Source organism: Acinetobacter sp. 129952, from assembly GCF_056642055.1.
Genome location: NZ_JBWVSU010000001.1, coordinates 93,843 through 115,216 on the forward strand (window position 1 = coordinate 93,843; position 21,374 = coordinate 115,216).

The following is a 21,374-nucleotide window of genomic DNA, read 5'->3' on the forward strand; positions in this document are numbered from 1 at the left end:
AAATCTTTATTTTTACCGTTTATTGCATGGTCGCCGTTAATTTAATCTGTCCTGCCTCATTATTTAGTTCCATTTTCTCGATACTTAGCCCCATTTGTGCCAGCTGAGTCAGGAAATTTGCCAGTACTGCATAATTTTCATGCATGACCGCCAATTGAATTTTTCCTTCCATTTGCTGGGAAGCCACCGACAATCCTTGCTGCTGTGCGACTCGCTGTACTTTCTCCGCTGCATCCAGTTGGGTGTCCCCAGCCGGTTTCATGGTTACTGCATTACTTTGCATCCAAACAATGGTATCTTTCAGCTGATTTAAGCGTTTTTGCTGGGTATCTGCCGCCTGATGCATATACCAGAGTGCAGAACCGACTGCCGCCACAATCACAAAAACAGTGGTAAAAATCACCAGAATGCGTTCACGTACCGACAAGCTGTCCAGATAATCACTCAGTTTTTCAAAAGACTGATCCATACGATTTTGTAGCGCTTCAATGCCTTTCATTATTGAATCCTCACCAGTCCGATCGCAGCTGTTCCGCTGGCCTGAATATTCCCCAGCTCCACCTTAAAGCCTTGCTGGCTTAATTGTGTGGTCAGTGCATTTAACGTTTCTGATGAATTGGCCTTAAGCTCCATACTTAACACAGAAGCATCATAATTCACCCGTTGTGCCACAATCTGATTTTGCATCAAGACTGGCCCCACCCGACTAATCAGCTGCAATGCATGCGTATCTGCAATCTGGCTTTGACGCAACTGCCCTTCAAACTGACTTTTGATATTCTGCTCAGTGACCGGATAATTTTGTCCAAACCAGTATTTAAACTGGTCGATGGCTTGCGCGGCGGTCTGATTCGCCACTTTCTTATATTGATACCAGCGCACAGCATCATAACTAAACTGCAATACTAAAATACCCAGAAAAACCGCCGCGCAGGCTTTCCAGTAGCCGGAAATAGCGCCATTGGATTTTGCTTTAGGCAAGACATTAAACGGATGCTGTTTCGGTTTTTTCAGTACAGGAATTCCATATTGGAAAGACTCCAGTTGCTCCTGAGTGACCAGTGCTTCAAGACTACGCAACTGCTCCTGATTCAGATTGCTCACCTTATAGCTGAGATCCTTGGGCTGATAATCCAGATAAAGGCTTAGATCATCCAGCGACTGGCCGATATATTCCGACTCGCGCACCAGCAAACGTCCACCGATTTGCGCAATCACACGCTGATTGGCATCAGGAACCGGCAGCACCAAAAAGTCCGGTAACAAAGCTGCCAGCTTGACTGGGATCAGGCTTAAAGCATGTTGCAAGGTCTCAAGCGTAGAATTCGCAATCCCCATAATGCTGATCTGATCCGGCTGCTGAAAATGATGCAGCACTTTCATGGCATCTACCGGCAGCACCACGTATTCTTCGAGCAAATATTTGATGCCATCATTGCCCATTTTCTTATATTGGCTCTTAGGCAAGGTCTGCTGCAAAATTTGCACATGACGGCTCGGAAAAAACACCACCGCCTCTTCGCCATGATGAGCCTGTATATCCTGAATCAGCTGCTCAAGTGTGGCTGCAGTGTTCCAGAATTCCCCAGTTGACCATTGCCAAACCCCATTGGCTTCAGGCATCCATAAATACAACATCGATTGTGTTCTGCCGTTTTAATAAATTTTTTATAGTGTAGGACTAAAGCTTTTTATCTGTGTGGATAAGCCAGGGGCAATCACCGCCTGATCATAAATACGTGCTTCTGCCAATGCATAAGGTTGAAAAGATTCAGCCAGCAGAATGGAAGACATATGTGCCACCACATTCATATGGCATACCACTGCAATCGACTCATAAGGCAGTTGCGACAACCATTCTACTGCGACTTTGGCATCATCATCCGGTTTGATGGTATTACAGATCACGACCGGCACATCTTTAAAATAATGCTGCAAATGTGCCAGAGTTTCCTGCGCTCGCAATAACGGACTGACCACAAAGACTTCAGGCTTAATCAGATCCTTTAAGAACTGCGCAGTTTGCTCAGCCTGTTGATGACCACGCTCCGTTAAAGGTCGCTTGGTGTCATTACCATTGACCGGTGGTGCGGCCTCGCCATGTCGAACTAAAGTCAGTTGCATTTGATTTCCTTATATTCTTTTGCCTGCATGATAAGCAGCGAATATGACAATTCGCAGACAGTCCCTGTGTTATAGATCAGACTTGATGATGTGGCAAGACAAATTCAACATCACTGCGATGACCGTTTTTCATCAATGACAATGCAATATTGAGTGGCGGCGCACCTTCAAAAATCACATCATACAAGGCCGAGGTAATCGGCATATACACATCGAGCTCTTCCGAACGTGCCTTGACCTGTACAATGGTATTAATCCCTTCTGCCGTTTGCCCCAACTCAGTCGTTGCCTGCTCCAAGGTTTTACCTTTACCAAGCGCATAACCCACCTGATAATTACGGCTAAGAGGGCTGCTACAGGTAGCGAACAAATCACCCACACCTGAAAGCCCAAGGAAAGTCAGCGGATTAGCACCGAGTTTTACTGCAAAACGGCTCATTTCGGCCAAAGCACGGGTCAGGATCATACTCTTGGTATTTTCACCCACGTTATACGCAGCAGCCATACCCATCGCGACAGCATAGATATTTTTTAATGCGCCCCCGAGCTCTACGCCATGCACATCATCACTGGCAAATACGCGGAACAAAGCACTATGTAGAGCTTGTTGTACCGCATAACGCACCAGCTCAGATTGGCTGGCAATCACGGTTCCTGCCGGCTGTCCTGCCACAATTTCCTTGGCCAAGTTCGGTCCTGATAACACACCATAAGGCACTTCAGGCAACACTTCGCGAATAATATCGCTCATGAAACTAAAGGTTTTGGCTTCAATACCCTTGGTCAGCGAGATCACGGCTTGCGACGTGATAAAAGGTTTGATTTGCTGCAAGACATCCCGGAAAGAATGACTCGGAATAGCGACTAAAATAATATCGCGATCACGCACAGCCTGTTCCAGGTCTGACACCGCCAGCAGATTTTCTTCTAACTTAAAATCTGGCAAATAGCGTTTATTAATATGCGTGGCATTAATATCTGCCGCAACTGCTTCGTCACGAATCCAGATCATGGTATTGCAACCATTACGCACTGCAGTATTGGCCATTGCAGTACCAAAACTGCCCCCACCCAATACTGTGACTCTTAAAGCTGTCTTATGATCAACTGCAACCGGTTCTACCAGTTTTGAGAAATTTAATTCTGACATCTTATTTTTTAATATCCTGTTATACCCTGCAAACTAGCTGTTCTGGTTCCAGTAACTGACAAAATCACCGGTTTGAATCTCTGCGCGTGCTGGAATTGCTTTTGCTGCAGTGCCAATATAAATAATACCTGAGACCAGATCATCTTTTGAAATTCCCAATGCCTGCTTAAACAGGCCAGACTCGACTACAGCACCGCTACGCCACATGGTCGAGAAACCCTGAACCTGAAGTGACAGCAGAAAATTCTGAATGGCTGCGCCTGAACTAAGGATTTGTTCAAAATGCGGAACTTTAGGATGATCCTGCAAACGCGTTAAGGCAAGCACCAATAAGGGCGCACGAAATGGATGATTCTTGACCCGCTCAATCTGCGCTGTTTCAGTTTCACCCAAATCGACGAGCGCCTGCGACAGCAACCCTCCAAAAGCTTCACGCTGATTATCTGGAACCACCACAAATGTGGTCGGCTTGAGCCGATGATGATCGGGTGCAGTTAATGCCGCCTGAAAGGCTCTTTCCAGTTGTTCTGCATTGGGTGCGGGTGCCAGCAGATGACCAATCGATTGCCGTTGGTGAATATTTTGATGAACGATGTCAATCGCAGATTCCGTCATTGCCTTGTATATCTACACTTAAAAAACCATACTCAAGATTAGCATATTCAAAGAAAAATACGCTAGAAACTTCATAGCGATTCAGCACGCTCATCACAATTTGAAGATAAAGTTGCTTGGTTTTTCAATCCTGTGCTGCTCTATTTTTCACCTAACTCACATAGAGCTATACCAAAAATTGCCAAACCTATACAACAGCTACAAAATCTGCGCTGCTTGCTGTGTTGAAATATTCAGCATCGTATTTACTTGAGATTTCATGATGAAAAAAACAATCGCTTTCAGCGGATTAGCTATTTCCGCATTACTGCTTACTGCTTGTGCCTCAAACCCGACTGCATTGGCAGTGCAAAAGGAAAATAACCAGTATGAAGTGACCGGATTAGGTAAAAATCAACTGACTTCGAAAAACAACGCGATTACTGCGGCCAATAAAGCCTGTGGCTCTCGATCAACCCCAATTATTGTAGATGAAAAGACAGCTTATAACGGCGCTTTAAAAGGCGTGGTCGATGAACAAACAGGTCAGATGATTCAGGCAGCAGCTACTGTCCTTGGCAATATCGCAGGTACCAATACCGGTTTAAACCAGAATGACGACTATCAGACGGTGCTTACATTCCGCTGTCAGGCCAAATAAGCCAAACCATAGCGCAATAAAAAACCGCTCTTCAAGAGCGGTTTTTCTATGATCTGGATTAACAATAACCTTCCAGGCGGGTCAAAGGCAATTTTTGCCCAATGGCTTTTTCAATTTCGGGCAGATAGAACGCATCATCTTCTGCAAGGAAACTGATACTCACACCACTGGTTCCCGCACGACCGGTACGGCCAATACGATGCACATAATCATCCGACTGTTCCGGCAAGGTGAAGTTCACCACATGCGATACACCATCAACATGGATGCCACGACCTGCCACATCCGTTGCAATCATGATGTTATGTTTACCATTTTTGAACTGATCCAGCATTTTAAGGCGTTTGTCCTGAGCAATCTCGCCAGACAGCATCACTACTTTATAGCCATCACGTTTTAAATGGTCATAAAGTTTGCGCACCTGATCACGACGGTTGGCAAAAATCATGACTTTTTCAATCGGCTCATCACGCAAGATTTCTTGCAACAATTTATATTTGTCCGCCTTGGCGACCATATAAACCCGTTGCTCGACATCCGCATTGGTTTTCTTTTCCGGTTCAATTTCGACTGTGACCGGTTCAAATAACCATTGCTGCGCTAGATTCAGTACATCGTAACTAAAAGTAGCAGAGAACATTAGAGTCTGACGCTGCTCTTTACGCGGTGAGAAACGCACAATGCGCTTCACCGAAGGAATAAAGCCCATATCCAGTAGGCGGTCAGCTTCATCAATGACCAAAAATTCAATCTGATCCAACCAGACTTCTTTTTGTTCTACAAAATCAATCAGACGACCCGGTGTTGCCACCATAATATCGACAGGCGCTTTATTAAGCTGGTTCTTTTGCTTGTCAAAATCCACACCACCCAGCAAGGTCACCACATTAAGACCAGCATATTTCGCCAGATCCTGTGCATCGCTTTCGATCTGTAACGCCAGTTCACGGGTCGGTGCCAGAATCAGCGCGCGTGGCTCACCACGATAGCGTTGTTCCTGAATCGGATTATTTAACAGATCATTCATGATACTAATTAAAAAGGCGGCAGTTTTGCCTGTACCTGTCTGTGCACGGCCAATGGCATCATGTCCTGCCAGCGTGAATTTTAAAACCTTCTGCTGGATAGGCGTCATGGTGGTAAAGCCTAAAGCATCAATCGCTTTTTTTAGATTGGGATGTAAATTTAAGGTTTCAAAACCAGATGACATAAAGCGGTGCTCTAATTGGGTAATCACTAAGATAGGGATAGTATAAACAAAAAACGCCCCAAGTTATATTGGAGCGTTTTCTTTTTAGCTTAATCCGAAGATTAGTCTAATGGTTGAACTTCTTCAGCTTGAAAGCCTTTTTGGCCTTTAACAACACTGAATTCAACACGTTGGCCGTCACGAAGTGAACGGTGACCGTCACCTTGGATAGCACGGAAATGAACGAATACGTCATCGCCGCCGTTACGTTGAATAAAGCCGAAGCCTTTAGTATCGTTAAACCACTTAACTACGCCTTGTTCGCGAGCAGCTGTCATAAGTTAATCCTCATTGAAACTAAAAGAAGGACCACCCGGTGTTGCAAACAGCAGAGCAAACAAGTTTGAAAATATTATTTTTAAGCTTGTAATCATTCTGTAAAACTATCAACAAAATCCCGGTTACATCCATTTATGTAATAGGGTGAAAAACAATCACTTTGTTTATTCAAAGTCCCAAATACGCAACGAGCTTAACATGGGTTTATCACAATTAATAGATTTTTTTTAGCATTTTCTGTTTGATTTAGTTATTTTTTTCATGAAAATTGTCAAAAGACTTTATAAAGTCATTTAGATCTTCTTTTTCTTAAACTAGTTTGGTTCTGGCATCATATTTGCTACTATTTATAGCCTTTTCTGCTACCTAAATGAAACCGTAATGCTCGAAGATCCAGCGCATTTCAGCCTTATAGACGCCATGGGAAAACCGTGCCCGATGCCGCTATTAATGTTAAAGCGCGCACTAAAGGCCGGAAATCAGAAAACATTCCTGCTGAAATCATCTGATCCGCATAGCCAGACAGATGTCAGCCGCTATTGTCAGCTGCATCAGCTCAAGCTTGAATTTAAAAAAATTTCTGATACAGAGTTTCACTACTTAATTGAATCTTAAAAATTTTCAATTAAACTGTTGATCTTCACTTTCGTATACTTTTTTACATTTCTCTACCCAAATATCCATTATTTGCGGAGAGATTGGATTAAGATAAAACCTAGTTTAGGGTTATCCCGCACTTCAAGGAGAACACATGAGTGACAGCCGCAATCAGTTAATGCCCCTGTCATTATCGGCGCCAGGTGTCAACCTCGGTGCTTATATCAGCACTGTCAATCAGATTCCGATTTTAACGGCCGAACAAGAAAAAGAGTTGGCTGAACGCTATTATTATGACCAAGATTTAGATGCAGCGAAAATGCTGGTCATGTCGCATTTGCGTTTTGTAGTACATATTGCGCGTAGTTATGCAGGTTATGGTTTGCCACAAGGCGACCTGATTCAGGAAGGCAACCTGGGCCTGATGAAAGCTGTAAAACGTTTTGACCCGAATATGGGCGTACGTCTGGTGTCATTTGCCGTGCACTGGATCAAGGCGGAAATTCACGAATATGTGATCCGTAACTGGCGTATTGTGAAAATCGCCACCACTAAAGCGCAACGTAAACTGTTCTTTAATCTGCGCAGCCTGAAGAAATCATCGAAAAAGTTGACGCTCGCAGAAGCACAGTCTATTGCCAATGATTTAAATGTCACACCAGAACAAGTACTGGAAATGGAAGGCCGTCTGACGGCGTATGATGCGGCTTTTGATGCATCAAGCGATGACGATGATGAAGGTTCCACCCATGTGGCACCAGCGTTATATCTTGAAGATAATCGTTATGACCCGGCTCGTCTGATTGAAAATGAAGACTATGAGGAGCAAAGCACCTCTGCCCTGCATGAAGCCATGGATCAGCTAGATGATCGTTCACGTAATATCTTGCAGCGTCGCTGGCTAGATGACGAGAAATCGACCCTGCATGAACTGGCAGCCGAATATAATGTTTCTGCGGAACGTATTCGTCAGCTGGAAAAAAATGCCATGGAAAAAATTAAAGTGGCGATGTCATCGAATTAACACCAAATTCCGTTACTGATTTACCTCGAAAAAGCCTTCTTTGATGAAGGCTTTTTTATGTCCGCATTTTGAATTTATGCTAAGGTTGAGCGCAAACTTTATCAGGAAGATCAATTCAAATGTGGATTGCGATTTCAGCACTTAATTTGGCATTTGCAGTTATGCTCGGTGCTTTTGGTGCACATGGTTTAAAAGCGCGAGCGACTGAAGCACAGCTCGGTTGGTGGCAAACGGCAACAGATTATTTTTTCTATCATGCCTTAGGACTACTGATTCTTTCTTTACTGGCGAAAGTCATCCCTGCATTGCCCATTCAATGGAGCTTCGGTCTGATTCAGGTCGGCATTTTACTGTTTTCTGGCTCACTGTATATCATGGCCTTAGGATTACCCCGCGGTTTAGGTGCTATTACGCCCATCGGCGGGGCTTTAATGATTGCCGGATGGTTAATTCTGGCCTGGAATGCTTTAAAATACGCCAGATAAGTTTGAACAACACTTAATCATGGAGGGTTGCTAGAATGATGATTTACATCAATGGCGAACAACAGGAAACTCACTGCAAGAATCTGCTGGAACTGATTCAGAGTATGGCGCTTGAGGGTAAGCGTTTTGCAGTTGAAGTCAATGAAATGATTATTCCTAAAAGCAGATTGGGCGATACGCCAATTTGCGATACAGACAAAATAGAAATTATTCACGCGGTCGGTGGCGGCTAATACTCGGGACAATTATGCAAGATTTATTACAGATTGGTTCACGCCAATTCCAGTCACGCCTTTTGGTAGGCACGGGCAAATACAAAGATTTAAATGAAACTCAGCAGGCCATTGAAACCAGTGGTGCAGAGATTGTCACTGTCGCTATTCGCCGTGTCAATATTGGCCAAGATCCTGACCAGCCGAACCTGCTGTCAGTCATTCCTCCGGAAAAATATACCATTTTGCCGAATACCGCAGGTTGCTTCGATGCCAATAGTGCCGTCCGCACCTGTATGCTGGCGCGTGAGTTGCTCGATGGCCACAATCTGGTCAAACTTGAAGTTTTGGGTGATGAAAAGACACTTTATCCAAACGTAACCGAAACACTGAAAGCTGCGCGCACCTTGATTGACGATGGCTTTGAGATCATGGTTTATACCTCGGATGATCCGATCGTGGCGCAAGAGCTGGAAAGCATGGGCTGTGTTGCGATTATGCCATTGGGTAGCCTGATTGGTTCTGGTCTGGGCATTCTGAATCCACATACCCTGTCAATCATCAAGGAAAATGCCAAAGTTCCTGTCCTAGTCGATGCCGGTGTCGGTACAGCGAGTGATGCCGCGATTGCGATGGAACTGGGTTGTGATGGTGTACTCATGAATACAGCGATTGCAGCTGCACAAAATCCGGTATTAATGGCATCTGCGATGAAAAAAGCCGTTGAAGCAGGCCGAGAAGCTTTTCTTGCAGGCCGTATGCCGCGCAAGCGTATGGCCAATGCCAGCTCACCGGAAACCGGCTATTTCTTTAAATAAATTTTCATGAACAAAAATAAAGGACTCAATTGAGTCCTTTATTTTTGTTTTTAGTTAAGGAATCAGACCTTCATCACGCATAGCAATCTGTACAGACTGACGTTCTGCCACCTTATTACGGATATGAATAATATTTTTATATGGACTCAGATCATGCTCAATCTGGTTCGACCAGTTGGTCAAGACAAATAGATAGGCATCCGCAGGGCCAAAGTTATCATCCACCAGATAATCATTGTCCGATTCACCGATAGCTTTATCGATATAACTCAATAGACGATCAATTTCCGCATAGGCTTTTTTCTTTTCATCGTCGGATAACTTGCCACCGAAGAACACCGCATAGGCATCATGTAGTTCAGAGTTCAGATAACCTAACCATTCCAGCACTTTGGCACGTCCCATGCCCGATGGTGGAATCAGATCTTGTTTTGGATCGTGTTGAGCAAGAAACGGTAGAATTGCAACATTTTCTGTCAGGATCAGACCAGGGTTAATTTCTAACGCTGGTACATAGCCTTTAGGATTAACTTCGTAATAATCCGTACCTTTTTCTGTTTTATGTGTTTTTAAATCAACACGTTCCAAATCAAAATCGACATTAATTTCATTTAAAATAATATGAGCTGCCAGTGAGCAGGCACCTGGCGAATAGTAAAGCTTCATTTCTGATCCTTGTTATACACTTCTCAATGTTTTAAATCGCTTCTGACAAACTTTCAAGTGATCAAACCTGTAAATTGCAAAAAAGCGTAACTGTGATCTCAAGACAGTTACTCATTCAATATTCAGGATATTCCGGGCTTTTGCAAGTCAATCTTGTGTAGATTTTTATCTCTATCTGTTTAACATACACAGGTTTTCCAAATTTAGATGATATTTCGTGATTAGCCTGAAAAAAGAAGAATGGTTTTCCAATATCCGCACAGATGTATTGGCAGGTCTGGTGGTGGGACTTGCCCTGATTCCTGAATCAATTGCCTTCTCTGCCATTGCCGGTGTCGATCCGCAAGTCGGTTTATATGCCTCTTTCTGCATTGCAGTATCCATTGCCTTTTTTGGTGGCCGTCCTGCCATGATCTCTGCGGCTACAGGCGCAATGGCACTTTTGATGATTACCTTGGTAAAAGAACATGGTTTGCAATATCTGTTGGCTGCCACAATTCTGACCGGCATCATTCAGGTCATTGCGGGTTATTTTAAAGTCACTAAATTAATGCGCTTTGTATCGCAGGCGGTGGTATACGGATTTTTGAATGCCTTGGCGATCCTGATATTTGTGGCACAAATCCCGGAAATTAACCGGATGGATAGCACCGGTTATCTGTTTATTGCGATTGGTCTGGCAATTATTTATCTGTTTCCGTATATCCCGAAAATTGGCAAAGCCATTCCCTCACCTTTAATCTGTATTATCGTATTAAGCGGGTTGGCGCTGTTGTTAAGTGCAGATATGCGTACCGTGAGCGATCTTGGACAATTCCCGGATACTTTGCCAGTATTCCTGATTCCAGAAATTCCACTCAATCTGGAAACCTTGCAAATTATCCTGCCTTATTCCTTTACCTTGGCGACTGTCGGTTTGCTGGAAAGCATGATGACCACTACGGTCATTGATGAAGTGACCGGAACTGAAGGTGACCGTCATCAGGAATGTCGTGGTCAGGGTATGGCCAATATTGTCAGCGGCTTTATGGGCGGGATGGCCGGTTGTGCCATGATCGGCCAGTCAATTATCAATGTGTCTTCAGGGGCACGTACCCGTTTATCGACTCTGGTCGCTGGGGTATTTCTGCTCTGTCTGGTGGTATTCCTGAAAGACTGGCTGGCTTATATTCCGATGGCAGCACTGGTTGCAATCATGATTATGGTGGCATTTACCACCTTCCAATGGGGAGCAATCAAGCAATTCAGCAAACATCCACTGGAATTTAATACCGTGATGATTGCCGTGATTATTGTCGTGCTTGCCACTCATAATCTGGCGCTTGGTGTATTTGTCGGCGTATTGCTCTCTGCCCTGTTTTTTATTAATAAACTGGAAAGAACCGTACATGTCTATACGCATTTAAATACGGTCAATTCACGTAGCTATGTTATTTCCGGACAGATTTTCTTTAGCAGTACAGAAAAATTCTATCAGTTCTTTGATTTTAAGGAAAAGCTTGAGCATGTCGAACTGGATTTAACCCACGCGCATATCTGGGATGTGACCTCAGTGAACATGTTGAATAATGTGATCCAGAAATTTAAAGCCCAAAATATAGACGTAACAGTAATCGGTTTAAATGAAGCCAGCAGTACACTGATTGACCGTTTTAGTAGCTGATGAACGGTGATTAATAAAAGAGCCTCAATTGGCTCTTTTATTTTATCTGGAAGATCTCGCCAATTTTTATGGAGAAATACCGAGAAAAGTTTGACTTGCTCGGCTCAAGACTTAAAATACCGCATTCTGAATTTTTAGATTTGCCAAAGTTATGTCGAACGATCAATTAGACCAGCAAGTCGTAGAGCTGGAAAACTTAAGCGAGCACCGTGAAATCGTGACGTTTATGCGCCGCTCAATGCCGTTAAACACCTCTCAACGTACTGCGCTTGAACAATATGGTCACTTAATTTTGGAATATCCAGTGGGTGATTTGCGTCAGCACTTTGAACATCCAGAGCGCCCTTTGACTGTAGAAATCGGTTTTGGGATGGGCCGTTCACTGGTATTGATGGCCAAAGCCAATCCTGAGCGTAACTTTGTCGGGATTGAAGTGCATGTACCGGGTATTGCGCAATGCATTTACGAAGCAGGTGTTGAAGGCCTAACGAATTTACGTGTACTGGATGCAGATGCAATTCAGGTATTACGTGAAATGCCAGACAACAGTATCAATACTGTGCAATTGTACTTCCCTGATCCATGGCAGAAAAAGCGTCATTTTAAACGCCGTTTTGTTTCGCATGACCGTATGCCACTGGTGGAGCAAAAGCTGGAGCTTGGCGGAACTTTCCATGCTGCAACGGACTGGGAACCCTATGCAGAGTGGATGATTGAAGTATTGGAAGAACGTCCACGACTGGAAAATCTGGCGGGCAAAGGCAACAGCTACCCTCGTCCAGAATGGCGTCCGCAAACCAAGTTTGAACGTCGCGGGATTGAAGCCGGTCACAAGATTAATGATTTTATCTTCAAGAAAATTTCTTAATCCAAGATTCAAAAAAAGCGCTGATTAATCAGCGCTTTTTTATGGGAAAAATTTGGCTTTGAACCCTGCTTCGTAGATAAATTATCAGCTTCTTCATTTCTGATGACGCGTGAGAATCTGCTGGCTCAACAACTGATAGACATTTTGTAAATCTTCTCGCTGCATATTGGCTAACATCTGCTGATGCATATTCAAGATATTCTGATCACCACGCATCGCTGGGCCGGTCTGCATTTGTTTGGGATCATTCTGAGTGGCTTTATTGGCAGTTTCCAGCATTAAGGGATACAACAAACTGAAATCGACCTGTTGTACATCAACCACCTGCTTGGCCATGTCATAACAGTAATTGGCAAAATTACAGGCAAATACCGCTGCAAGATGCAAACTGAGACGTTGACTGGAACTATAAGTATAAACACGATTGCTTAGGCTATTTGCCAGTTCTAATAACAGGATTTGGTCCTGTTCATTCACCGCTTCAATCAACAGTGGCGTCTGCTGCCAATCAATCTGGCGTTCGAGACTAAAGGTCTGTAAAGGATAAAATACGCCTGCACGCGCATGCACATTTTTCAGTAAATTGAGATGGGTGCTGCCAGAGGTATGTACGATCAGATTCTGCTGTAGATACGGATGAATCTGTTCAATGACGTTGGCAATCGACTGATCACTGACCGCGATAATGACCAGATCCACCTCATGATCCAGCTGTTGAGGCTGAGCGATGGCCTGAGCGTTGAATTGCTCAGCCAGATATTGTGCTTTTTCTAGGGTTCGACTGTAGATCTGTACGATCTCATGGTGTGCTGACAATACAAGGGCAAGATGATATGCCACTCGCCCTGCCCCAATCATACTGATCCGCATCTTGTGCTGTTCCTGACTCATTACGCACAGCATGCCAATAAATAAAGATTGAGGCAATTGGCCTTGATGTTTCGAATAGACTTTAGAACTTTCGCAGGGTCAGAATCTGTTCACTTCGACCAAAAGGTCCATGAACATCATGCAGAATCCCGCTGGTCAGACCAATACCATCTTCACCATATTGCTGCACCACTTCCAGTCCCAGCCATTTACCCTGCGGCAGACGGTGCATATGAATCTGCAGGTCCAGATTCGGAAATCCCCAACCGGAATTCGGGTCCTGACGTGGCACAATGCCATTGGCCGTATCGACCATACCGAGCAAACGACTAAAGTCTGTCGTCGGTTGACCTTCTACCATGTCCAGCGAATTTCTTAGCCAGACAATGCCCTTGCCTGCACGATGGTCAGCATGTGCCCGGGTTTCAATACTCTGGATATAACCGCCCGGCCAGCAGCGCATACCCTCCCAAACCGGTAAATATTCTGGACTTTCGATCGGAAAATCTTCCACTCCAGCAATGGCCGTGGTATTTGAAGTTAGCATTCTCCACGCGCGTGCCACGATACAGGTTTTACCATTGGCACACATTTCAGCTTCAACCAGTTCAATGGTTTTACCCGGACGGATCATGCGTGTGGTAATCGAAAATTCACCAAAGGCTATCAGGCCAAAAATATCCAGCCCGACCCGACCAATACGCATGTCAGCACGTGGCTGAAACTGTTCCAGTTCGACGCATAGAATACCGGTGGCTGGCGCCATGTGCTGCTCATGCGGATTCCACGCACCTTGTGCATGAATATTAGAACGGTAATAAGCCGTAGTACTGCCATCTGCATGCTGTTCGCGCTGAATAAAACTGTAATATGCCGACATTGTTTTAATACTTCCCTGAATATTCACTTAAACTTTAGAGTTTACAAAAAGTGCTTTTATCTTTATTTTCTGAGCAAAAAGCCATGATAATCCATGATTTGACAATAAATTTTGCACTGTTTAAATCCGACTTTGGTTAAAAGCGCTTTAAAATTATGCGCAGATAACAAGTAAAAATCCTGCTCCAAGCGTTCAATCATCTTGGTACTTTGCGTTACACTCAACCCTGTCTGTTGTGCCATCTTCTGCATAGTTTTAATGTCTTGCTGATCTTCAGGTTGCATCAGATCATAGGTCAATGCAAGACCATTGGTTTTAAGACACTGATAAATAGCCTGAAAAAATCCGTTTTTTTCGGAATTTGGAATGAAATGTGCCACTAGAATGGCCAACGCAGCATCAAACGTATCCGGCTGATTCAAATCTTGGATTGTGCTTTGGATAAGTTGTACCCTTTGTTGATCTATGGAATTCAGATTTTTACTAACCTGTTCCAGCATAGCTGCTGATGGATCAATTGCAGTAAAGGTCCAGTCTGGATGTTGCTCTAATAAATACGACAATTCATAACCTGTTCCGCAACCCACTATTAATATATGTGCGGTTTCTGGGAGTTCAGTGCTGAGAATTGCTTCAATCTGCTGATGCACCAGTTCATAACCGGGAATCAGTTTACGGATATGATCGTCATAACTGGCGACCACGACTTCACTGTGAAAGTTTTTTGCCATATTTTACTCTGATTTTAGATGTTCAGTACATTCATGTATTTCTATTACCAGACCGTCGTGATCAGTAAATTCATTTACAGACATTTTAGAATCTTGCTAAATGTACAACCTCAAACTGCTAGATATATTGAACGTCCATTGCGCAGGTTTTTCGTTACTTTGACGGGGCAAAGTAACCAAACCCTTTTGTTTCACTGATATGGCATCCCTGCCATACAGTGAAACGGCGACATCCATGTCGCCGGGCTCTCTGATGAGTTGCTATTAATTGTTAGCTTTAGGATTAGTTCTAACGTAAAAAATAAAGTTTAAGCAATCTCTTTCAAGTTCAGCTCTTCACGCATAAATTCACGCAATTTGAACTTCTGCGCCTTCCCTGAAGCCGTCATTGGAAATTCCTGGAAGAAACGCACATAGCGCGGCACTTTATTGTGAGAAATATGCTCCTTACAATACTGACGGATGGTTTCTTCAGTACAAGGATCATTTTCATGCAGGATGATGCAGGCACAAAGTTCCTCACCATATTTATGGTCTGGCACCCCAATCACCTGTACATCTGAAACAGCCGGATGGGTATAAAGGAAATCTTCAATTTCTTTCGGGAACAGGTTTTCCCCTCCACGAATCACCACGTCCTTGATTCGGCCCTTGATTTTGACAAAGCCTTCATCATCCATTTCAGCGATATCACCGGTATGCATCCAGCGCGCCGCATCAATCACTTCCTGGGTTTTTTCCTGATCTTCCCAATAACCCAACATCACGGAATAGCCACGTACACACAGTTCACCCAATTGGCCGCGTGGAACCACCTTGCCATTTTCATCGACAATTTTAACTTCCAGATGCGGATGTACCCGGCCAACCGTACTAACACGTCGTTCGACACTGTCTGCCGTTGAGCTTTGTGCACTCACTGGCGCAGTTTCGGTCATGCCATAGCAAATGGTAATTTCAGACATATGCATACGTTCAATCACGCGCTGCATAATTTCCTGCGGGCATGGACTACCCGCCATAATCCCGGTACGCAAGCTGGATAGGTCAAATTCATCAAACTGCTCATGTTCCAGCACCGCAATAAACATAGTTGGTACGCCATAAGCCGCGGTACATTTTTCCTGCTGGATGGCTTTCAGGGTTTCTAGCGGATTAAACACGGCAGACGGATAAATCATGGCGGAACCATGCGTAATACAGGCCAGATTACCCATCACCATACCAAAGCAGTGAAATAAAGGAACTGAAATACAGACACGGTCTTCCGGACCTAAATGAATGGCTTCGCCGACAAAATAACCATTATTTAAAATATTATTATGGGTCAGCATGGTACCTTTCGGATTACCCGTAGTGCCGGAAGTAAACTGGATATTAATCGTTTCATCGAACTGCAATTCACTGGAGATCTGTTGCAGTTGTTCCAGCTCTTGTTCGCTAGGCGAGCTTAGTAAATCTTGAAAACGGTGGATGCCGGTATGATGCTGATCATCAATTTTAATCACATGCTTTAAATGCGGCAGGCGCTCTGCATTGAGGAATTTAATTTCAGTCTGCATCAGCTCAGGTGCAATTTTAGTCAGAATTTCCTGATAGTCTGTCGTTTTAAACTGCGCTGCAATCACCAGTCCCTTACAGGAGACTTTATTCAGCACATATTCAAGCTCGTTGCTTTTATAAGCTGGATTTAAATTCACCAGAATAATGCCTGCCTTGAAGGCTGCAAACTGGGTAATGGTCCATTCCACACAGTTCGGCGACCAGATCGCCAGACGGTCACCTTTTTGCATACCCAGTTTCAGCAGCTGACAGGCAAAGGCATTGACCTGATCCTGTAGCTGCCGATAACTCAGACGTATGTTCTGATGCATGCTGACGACTGCATCGCGATCTGCATATTGCTCGCAAGCCTGATCAAATTTTTCACCAATCGTCATGCCCAATAAAGGCTGGCTGCTGGTTCCATAGGCATAGCTTAACCGTACTTGTGTCATTGAATCGATCTCCTTGATTCTTTGTAATTCTGATTTTCAACTTTACTAATTGTTTTATGACCACGACGACCTTGTCTATGTGCCTGTTTTTGTGTGTCTATGCTGCTGAATTCCCCTCCTGTCGATGTACTGCGTTAACACAAAAATCGGCAATCTGTTTGACAAAGTGATCCTTGTAGTTCTGATCAAACATCACATTACGGGACGGATTTAAAGGTTCAATCACGACAAAGGTCATGGCACCAACCACACCTAATGCTGCCGTATTCAAATCTTCAAATTCGAATTCTCCATTGACCTTTCCTTCGGCCAGAATTTCCTTAATGCTCTGCTTAAGCAGCTGCTTACTGCGAAAACGCTCATGTTCCATTTCCGGATCAACCGGTTCGAACATCAGTGAATACGCCAATTGGGGGCTATTCATGGCACGCTTGACAAAAGTTGTAACAGATTTTTGCAATTTCAGTTTTGGCGATAAATCTGACTCGGCAATATGGTTCAGAATTCCGACTTCATGCTGAATCGCGGCCGACAAAACCTCAATTAAAATCTGGCTTTTGCTTTCGAAATATCGATAGACCAGCCCTGTAGAAACGCCTGCGCGTTCTGCAATCGCCTGAATCGATGCCTCCTTCAAGCCCCCTTGAATAATCAGTTCACGAGCAGATTCCAAAATCGACAGGCGATTTTGTTCCATTCGTTCCTGCATCAATGATGATCTTTTATAACTCATAAAATTAATCTCAACAAGATAAAATGAATTGTAAATCATTTTGTGAATATAGATTCACTTTTTTATTTTTTCGTTGTATGTTAAAACCACAAGCACAACAACAATGCTTTTTTGGACACAACAAATATAACCTCAGGATGGATGAAGAATGAATTTACAAAGCTTGGATTTCGGTTTGGATGAAACTCTAATAGCGCTTCGTGATTCAGTGGCCGCATTTTGCGCCAAAGAAATTACCCCGATTGCTCAACAGGTTGACCGTGACAACGAGTTCCCTGCTCACCTTTGGAAAAAATTTGGCGAGATGGGCCTGCTCGGGCTGACAGTCAGTGAGGAATATGGCGGTTCAAATTTTGGTTATCTGGCGCACATCATTGCCATGCAGGAAATTTCCCGTGCTTCTGCATCCATTGGGCTGTCCTATGGCGCACATTCTAACCTATGTGTAAACCAAATTAAGCGAAATGGTACTGAAGAACAGAAACAGCGTTATCTGCCTAAACTGATTTCAGGTGAATATGTCGGTGCCTTGGCAATGTCTGAACCGAATGCAGGCTCGGATGTGGTGAGCATGAAACTGAAAGCTGAAGATAAAGGCGATCATTACCTGCTCAATGGTTCCAAGATGTGGATCACTAATGGTGGTGATGCCGATGTACTTGTCGTCTATGCCAAAACCGATTTACAAGCAGGTGCCAAAGGTATGACTGCTTTTCTGGTTGAGAAAAATATGCCAGGTTTTAGTCACGGCACCCATTTAGACAAACTGGGCATGCGTGGTTCCAATACTTATCCCCTATTTTTTGACAATGTCGAAGTTCCGAAAGAAAACGTGCTTGGCGGTGTCGGCAATGGGACTAAAGTGCTGATGAGTGGTCTGGATTACGAGCGGGCTGTGTTGAGTGCCGGCCCCCTCGGGATTATGGATGCCTGTATGGATACCGTGATTCCATATATTCATGACCGTAAACAGTTTGGTCAGGCACTGGGCGAATTCCAGCTAATGCAGGGCAAAATTGCCGACATGTATTCGACCTGGCTGGCATGTAAGGCACTGGTTTATGCGGTTGGTGCAGAATGTGACAAAGCGGATCATAGCCGTAGCTTACGTAAAGATGCTGCCAGTGCCATTTTATATGCTGCTGAAAAAGCGACCTGGATGGCAGGAGAAACTATTCAGACTTTAGGTGGGAACGGTTATATCAACGAGTTTGCTGCCGGCCGTTTATGGCGCGATGCCAAACTGTATGAAATTGGCGCCGGTACTTCAGAAATCCGCCGCATGCTGATTGGCCGTGAACTCTTCAACGAAACAGCCTAAATCTTAACACTTAGAATAAAACAAGGATGTTCGTCATGAATCAGTTATCGAGCAAAATCAATATACGTAGTGAAGAGTTTAAAACCAACCAGACTGCCATGCTGCAACTGGTGGATGACCTGAAACAGAAAGTCGAAAGGATTGCCCTCGGTGGCGGCGAAACTGCCCGCCAAAAACATTTAGATCGCGGCAAGCTGTTACCACGTGAACGGATTAATCACCTGATCGATCCAGGAACGGCTTTTCTGGAAATTGGTCAGCTGGCTGCCTATCAGGTGTATCAGGATGATGTGCCTGCCGCAGGTGTGGTCGCTGGTGTTGGTCAGGTCAACGGTCTGACCTGCATGATCATCGCCAATGATGCTACGGTGAAAGGCGGTACTTATTATCCATTAACAGTGAAAAAGCATTTACGTGCCCAGGAAATTGCCGAACAGAACCATCTGACTTGTATTTATCTGGTGGATTCAGGCGGTGCATATTTGCCTTTACAGGATGAAGTATTTCCAGACCGCGATCACTTCGGCCGTATTTTCTACAATCAGGCACGTATGTCGAGCCAAGGTATCGCCCAAATTGCAGTGGTGATGGGCAGCTGTACTGCAGGCGGTGCTTATGTGCCTGCCATGTCAGATGAAACCATTATTGTCCGCAATCAGGGCACCATTTTCCTAGGCGGCCCTCCTCTAGTTAAGGCAGCTACTGGTGAAGTGGTGTCCAGTGAGGATCTCGGTGGTGGTGATGTGCATACCCGTTTGTCTGGCGTGGCTGATCATCTGGCTGAAAACGATGAACATGCACTTGCGATTGCCCGCAACATCGTGGCCAACCTGAACAAAAAGCCAAACAAGACCGCAGATGAAATCGAAGCGCCGCTGTTTGACAGTTCGGAACTGTACGGCATTGTGCCGAGTGACGCGCGCAAGCCTTTTGATATCCGTGAAGTGATAGCGCGTATTGTCGATGGCTCACGTTTTGACGAGTTCAAGGCACGTTTCGGCACTACCCTGGTGACCGGTTTTGCCAAGCTCTATGGCATGCCGGTCGGGATTATTGCCAATAATGGCATTCTATTTTCCGAGTCAGCCCAAAAAGGCGCACATTTTATTGAACTGTGTACCCAGCGCAATATTCCACTAATTTTCCTGCAAAACATTACCGGCTTTATGGTCGGCCGCCAGTATGAAAATGAAGGCATTGCCAAAAATGGTGCCAAGCTGGTGATGGCCGTCGCCAATGCCAATGTACCGAAACTGACTCTAGTGATTGGCGGTTCTTTTGGTGCAGGCAACTATGGTATGTGTGGACGCGCTTACTCGCCACGCTTTATGTGGACCTGGCCAAACTCGCGTATTTCAGTGATGGGCGGTGAACAGGCCTCCAGCGTCTTGTCGACCTTAAAACGTGACCAGATTGAGCAAAAAGGCGGAACTTGGTCAGCTGAAGAAGAAGACCAGTTTAAACAGCCGATTCGTGACCAGTACGAACGCCAAGGCCATCCTTATTATGCGTCTTCGCGTTTATGGGATGATGGTGTGATTGATCCAGCGCAATCGCGTGAAGTACTAGCCTTGAGTCTGGCTGCAGCCCTGAATGCGCCCATCCAGCCAACCAAATTCGGCGTGTTCCGCATGTAAGGGGTGACAAAATGACATATCAATTTTTACAGCTCGAACAGCAGAATCAGGTGGCAACGGTTTGGATTAACCGTGCTGAACTGCACAATGCCTTTAATACTCAAGTCATTGAAGAACTGCATGCTTGCTTCCAGTCTTTAAATAACCGTGATGATGTACGCGTGGTGATTCTGGCGGGTCGTGGCAAAAGCTTCTCGGCCGGTGCTGACCTGAACTGGATGAAACAGGCCGGTCAGGCATCACAGGCAGACAATGAGGCGGATGCGCTCAAACTGGCGAAAATGCTGCAAAGTCTGGCAACCTTGAAACAGCCGACCATTGCCCGGGTACATGGTATTGCGTTTGGCGGCGGCATGGGTCTGGCTTCGGCCTGTGATATTTGCGTGGCCAGTACCGATGCCAAGTTTGCGACGTCGGAAGTACGTTTAGGTCTGGCACCTTCGACCATCAGCCCGTATGTAATTCGTGCAATTGGTACACGTCAAGCTTCACGTTATTTCCTGACTGCCGAGCGGATTACTGCTGAACAGGCCAAAAGCATTGGTCTTGCGCATGAAGTCACTCCACCAGAACAGCTCGACAGCAAAATTGATGAAATTGTGGAAGCACTTTTACTTGGTGGTCCTGCCGCACAGAGCGCATCGAAACAGTTGATTCAACTGGTTGACCAACAGGTATTGACCGAAGATTTATTGCTTAAAACAGCACAGCATATTGCCCATATTCGCCAGGGAGATGAGGCGAAAAATGGACTGAATGCATTTTTGAACAAACAAAGCCCGGCTTGGATCAAGACCACGGCATAACAACGAGAA

At 44.8% G+C, this 21,374-nt stretch carries 24 protein-coding genes; 11 read left to right on the plus strand and 13 right to left on the minus strand.

The window, feature by feature from the left end; all coding sequences use genetic code 11:
- Positions 1 to 19: 19 nt before the first annotated feature.
- The 5 genes from gspM to AC1IR0_RS00495 all read right to left on the minus strand — a co-directional run bounded on the left by gspM (position 20) and on the right by AC1IR0_RS00495 (position 3,889).
- The gene (gene gspM / locus AC1IR0_RS00475) at positions 20 to 499 is read right to left on the minus strand and encodes a type II secretion system protein GspM (RefSeq protein ID WP_409652929.1); all 480 of its coding nucleotides are present in this window, start codon (positions 497 to 499) and stop codon (positions 20 to 22) included.
- Complete coding sequence (gene gspL / locus AC1IR0_RS00480) at positions 499 to 1,638, minus strand: type II secretion system protein GspL (RefSeq protein ID WP_005107298.1); 1,140 nt, start codon at positions 1,636 to 1,638, stop codon at positions 499 to 501. Before gspL ends, gspM begins: the two co-directional genes overlap by 1 nt.
- A 30-nt stretch (positions 1,639 to 1,668) precedes the next feature.
- Positions 1,669 to 2,124 (minus strand): phosphoglycerate mutase family protein, encoded by a 456-nt coding sequence (locus AC1IR0_RS00485; protein WP_409652927.1) that lies wholly within the window; start codon positions 2,122 to 2,124, stop codon positions 1,669 to 1,671.
- 76 nt (positions 2,125 to 2,200) lie between these two features.
- Positions 2,201 to 3,274: an NAD(P)H-dependent glycerol-3-phosphate dehydrogenase gene (locus tag AC1IR0_RS00490; protein ID WP_004280094.1), complete on the minus strand. Its 1,074-nt coding sequence runs from the start codon at positions 3,272 to 3,274 to the stop codon at positions 2,201 to 2,203.
- Between the two features lie 33 nt (positions 3,275 to 3,307).
- On the minus strand, positions 3,308 to 3,889 hold the full coding sequence (locus tag AC1IR0_RS00495; protein ID WP_044112675.1) for a nitroreductase family protein: 582 nt from the start codon (positions 3,887 to 3,889) through the stop codon (positions 3,308 to 3,310).
- Positions 3,890 to 4,148: 259 nt separating this feature from the next.
- Here AC1IR0_RS00495 and AC1IR0_RS00500 point away from each other — a divergent pair, with 259 nt between their 5' ends.
- Positions 4,149 to 4,529, plus strand: a complete 381-nt coding sequence (locus AC1IR0_RS00500) for a hypothetical protein (RefSeq protein WP_004646604.1) — start codon at positions 4,149 to 4,151, stop codon at positions 4,527 to 4,529.
- Positions 4,530 to 4,587: 58 nt separating this feature from the next.
- Here the strand turns inward: AC1IR0_RS00500 and rhlB are convergent, their stop codons facing one another.
- Together rhlB and AC1IR0_RS00510 are read right to left on the minus strand one after the other, a co-directional pair.
- Positions 4,588 to 5,739: an ATP-dependent RNA helicase RhlB gene (rhlB, locus tag AC1IR0_RS00505; RefSeq protein WP_004280098.1), complete on the minus strand. Its 1,152-nt coding sequence runs from the start codon at positions 5,737 to 5,739 to the stop codon at positions 4,588 to 4,590.
- 101 nt (positions 5,740 to 5,840) lie between these two features.
- Positions 5,841 to 6,056 (minus strand): cold-shock protein, encoded by a 216-nt coding sequence (locus AC1IR0_RS00510; protein WP_004280099.1) that lies wholly within the window; start codon positions 6,054 to 6,056, stop codon positions 5,841 to 5,843.
- A 382-nt stretch (positions 6,057 to 6,438) separates the two neighbouring features.
- Here AC1IR0_RS00510 and AC1IR0_RS00515 point away from each other — a divergent pair, with 382 nt between their 5' ends.
- The 5 genes from AC1IR0_RS00515 (at position 6,439) to AC1IR0_RS00535 (ending at position 9,193) form a co-directional block, all read left to right on the plus strand.
- Entirely contained in the window at positions 6,439 to 6,672 is a 234-nt protein-coding gene (locus tag AC1IR0_RS00515; RefSeq protein ID WP_035335151.1) for a sulfurtransferase TusA family protein, read from the plus strand.
- Positions 6,673 to 6,808: 136 nt separating this feature from the next.
- The gene (gene rpoH, locus AC1IR0_RS00520) at positions 6,809 to 7,678 is read left to right on the plus strand and encodes an RNA polymerase sigma factor RpoH (RefSeq protein ID WP_004280101.1); all 870 of its coding nucleotides are present in this window, start codon (positions 6,809 to 6,811) and stop codon (positions 7,676 to 7,678) included.
- A gap of 119 nt (positions 7,679 to 7,797) precedes the next feature.
- Positions 7,798 to 8,163 (plus strand): DUF423 domain-containing protein, encoded by a 366-nt coding sequence (locus tag AC1IR0_RS00525; RefSeq protein WP_004729971.1) that lies wholly within the window; start codon positions 7,798 to 7,800, stop codon positions 8,161 to 8,163.
- Positions 8,164 to 8,198: 35 nt separating this feature from the next.
- Positions 8,199 to 8,396, plus strand: coding sequence for a sulfur carrier protein ThiS (gene thiS, locus AC1IR0_RS00530; RefSeq protein WP_004280105.1), 198 nt, complete (start codon positions 8,199 to 8,201; stop codon positions 8,394 to 8,396).
- Between the two features lie 14 nt (positions 8,397 to 8,410).
- A complete protein-coding gene (locus tag AC1IR0_RS00535) occupies positions 8,411 to 9,193 on the plus strand; it encodes a thiazole synthase (RefSeq protein ID WP_004646601.1) in 783 nt (260 codons plus the stop codon).
- Positions 9,194 to 9,247: 54 nt separating this feature from the next.
- Here the strand turns inward: AC1IR0_RS00535 and AC1IR0_RS00540 are convergent, their stop codons facing one another.
- On the minus strand, positions 9,248 to 9,859 hold the full coding sequence (locus AC1IR0_RS00540; RefSeq protein ID WP_004729975.1) for a glutathione binding-like protein: 612 nt from the start codon (positions 9,857 to 9,859) through the stop codon (positions 9,248 to 9,250).
- Positions 9,860 to 10,076: 217 nt separating this feature from the next.
- Here AC1IR0_RS00540 and AC1IR0_RS00545 point away from each other — a divergent pair, with 217 nt between their 5' ends.
- Together AC1IR0_RS00545 and trmB are read left to right on the plus strand one after the other, a co-directional pair.
- Positions 10,077 to 11,522: a SulP family inorganic anion transporter gene (locus AC1IR0_RS00545; protein ID WP_479741091.1), complete on the plus strand. Its 1,446-nt coding sequence runs from the start codon at positions 10,077 to 10,079 to the stop codon at positions 11,520 to 11,522.
- A gap of 151 nt (positions 11,523 to 11,673) precedes the next feature.
- Complete coding sequence (trmB, locus tag AC1IR0_RS00550; RefSeq protein ID WP_004729978.1) at positions 11,674 to 12,390, plus strand: tRNA (guanosine(46)-N7)-methyltransferase TrmB; 717 nt, start codon at positions 11,674 to 11,676, stop codon at positions 12,388 to 12,390.
- A gap of 93 nt (positions 12,391 to 12,483) precedes the next feature.
- Here the strand turns inward: trmB and AC1IR0_RS00555 are convergent, their stop codons facing one another.
- From AC1IR0_RS00555 to AC1IR0_RS00575, 5 genes are all read right to left on the minus strand, one after another.
- Positions 12,484 to 13,260, minus strand: coding sequence for a Rossmann-like and DUF2520 domain-containing protein (locus AC1IR0_RS00555; protein WP_004280112.1), 777 nt, complete (start codon positions 13,258 to 13,260; stop codon positions 12,484 to 12,486).
- Between the two features lie 82 nt (positions 13,261 to 13,342).
- Entirely contained in the window at positions 13,343 to 14,140 is a 798-nt protein-coding gene (locus AC1IR0_RS00560; RefSeq protein WP_004280113.1) for a thioesterase family protein, read from the minus strand.
- Between the two features lie 62 nt (positions 14,141 to 14,202).
- Positions 14,203 to 14,871 carry a class I SAM-dependent methyltransferase gene (locus tag AC1IR0_RS00565; protein WP_004280114.1) on the minus strand — a complete coding sequence of 223 codons (669 nt, stop codon included), beginning with the start codon at positions 14,869 to 14,871 and terminating at the stop codon, positions 14,203 to 14,205.
- 308 nt (positions 14,872 to 15,179) lie between these two features.
- Positions 15,180 to 16,868, minus strand: coding sequence for an AMP-binding protein (locus tag AC1IR0_RS00570; RefSeq protein WP_479741092.1), 1,689 nt, complete (start codon positions 16,866 to 16,868; stop codon positions 15,180 to 15,182).
- A 97-nt stretch (positions 16,869 to 16,965) separates the two neighbouring features.
- Complete coding sequence (locus AC1IR0_RS00575; RefSeq protein ID WP_479741093.1) at positions 16,966 to 17,601, minus strand: TetR/AcrR family transcriptional regulator; 636 nt, start codon at positions 17,599 to 17,601, stop codon at positions 16,966 to 16,968.
- A gap of 148 nt (positions 17,602 to 17,749) precedes the next feature.
- On the opposite strand from AC1IR0_RS00575, the gene AC1IR0_RS00580 reads away from it, so the two are divergent.
- From AC1IR0_RS00580 to AC1IR0_RS00590, 3 genes are read left to right on the plus strand one after another with little or no spacing between them, the layout of a single operon-like run.
- The gene (locus AC1IR0_RS00580) at positions 17,750 to 18,922 is read left to right on the plus strand and encodes an isovaleryl-CoA dehydrogenase (protein WP_409652916.1); all 1,173 of its coding nucleotides are present in this window, start codon (positions 17,750 to 17,752) and stop codon (positions 18,920 to 18,922) included.
- A 35-nt stretch (positions 18,923 to 18,957) separates the two neighbouring features.
- Positions 18,958 to 20,559 carry a carboxyl transferase domain-containing protein gene (locus AC1IR0_RS00585; protein ID WP_409652914.1) on the plus strand — a complete coding sequence of 534 codons (1,602 nt, stop codon included), beginning with the start codon at positions 18,958 to 18,960 and terminating at the stop codon, positions 20,557 to 20,559.
- An 11-nt stretch (positions 20,560 to 20,570) separates the two neighbouring features.
- Entirely contained in the window at positions 20,571 to 21,365 is a 795-nt protein-coding gene (locus AC1IR0_RS00590; RefSeq protein WP_004280123.1) for an enoyl-CoA hydratase/isomerase family protein, read from the plus strand.
- The last annotated feature ends 9 nt before the right edge of the window (positions 21,366 to 21,374 follow it).